Genomic DNA, 463 nt, shown 5'->3' with positions numbered 1-463 from the left:
CATCAAGGTCAGCCTCTACGACACCCAGGAAAACGCCTACCTCGACCTGACCTCCGGTCGTGTCGACGCGATCCTTGCCGACAAGTACGCCAACTATGACTGGCTGAAAAGCGACGCCGGCAAGGACTACGAGTTCAAGGGCGACCCGGTGGTGGAAAGCGACAAGATCGGCATCGCCGTGCGCAAGGGTGACAACGAGCTGCGCAACAAGCTGAACGCCGCCCTCAAGGAACTCGTCGCTGACGGTACCTACAAGAAAATCAACGACAAGTACTTCCCGTTCAGCATCTATTGATCTGACCTGTGGGACCGGCGCCGTGATCAAGCGGCACCGGCTCCCGACTTTGCCTGCCGCAAATTGAACAGAAACCCATGATTATCGACCTCTACGGATTCGGCCCGGCGCTCGCCGCTGGCGCGCTGATGACCGTCCAACTGGCCCTCACCGCCCTGTGCCTGGGCC

At 60.0% G+C, this 463-nt stretch carries 1 protein-coding gene and 1 pseudogene; both read left to right on the top strand.

Annotated elements, in window-relative coordinates:
- On the top strand, nucleotides 1–295 hold a 295-nt coding region (locus J5M56_RS25095), incomplete at its 5' end, for a transporter substrate-binding domain-containing protein (protein ID WP_207938072.1).
- Between the two features lie 62 nt (nucleotides 296–357).
- A pseudogene (locus tag J5M56_RS25090) lies at nucleotides 358–463 on the top strand (ABC transporter permease); the annotation flags it as partial.

This window comes from Pseudomonas sp. 51_B (genome assembly GCF_017491595.1).
GTDB lineage: Bacteria > Pseudomonadota > Gammaproteobacteria > Pseudomonadales > Pseudomonadaceae > Aquipseudomonas > Aquipseudomonas promysalinigenes.
The sequence above is the reverse complement of the archived record's forward strand: the minus strand, read 5'-3'. Positions and strand labels throughout refer to the sequence as shown.